This is a genomic window from Shewanella sp. AS16 (genome assembly GCF_021412365.1).
GTDB lineage: Bacteria > Pseudomonadota > Gammaproteobacteria > Enterobacterales > Shewanellaceae > Shewanella > Shewanella salipaludis.
Genome location: NZ_JAKCLK010000197.1, coordinates 1 through 300, shown reverse-complemented (window position 1 = coordinate 300; position 300 = coordinate 1). Strand labels below are relative to the sequence as shown.

Sequence of the window (300 nt, the reverse complement as noted above, 5' to 3'; positions counted from 1 at the left end):
GATCAGGCTCTGGCTGATGCGCAACAGGCGAATGCTGCGGTAACTGCGGCGAAAGCTGCCGTTGAAACTGCGCGAATCAATCTGGCTTACACCAAAGTTACCTCTCCGATTAGTGGTCGCATTGGTAAGTCAAACGTGACGGAAGGCGCATTGGTACAGAACGGTCAGGCGACTGCGCTGGCAACCGTGCAGCAACTTGATCCGATCTACGTTGATGTGACCCAGTCCAGCAACGACTTCCTGCGCCTGAAACAGGAACTGGCGAATGGCACGCTGAAACAAGAGAACGGCAAAGCCAAA

1 pseudogene is annotated in these 300 nt (G+C 54.3%); it reads left to right on the top strand.

The features are described from left to right. Window positions 1–300: pseudogene (gene acrA / locus LZP73_RS19970) on the top strand (multidrug efflux RND transporter periplasmic adaptor subunit AcrA); the annotation flags it as partial.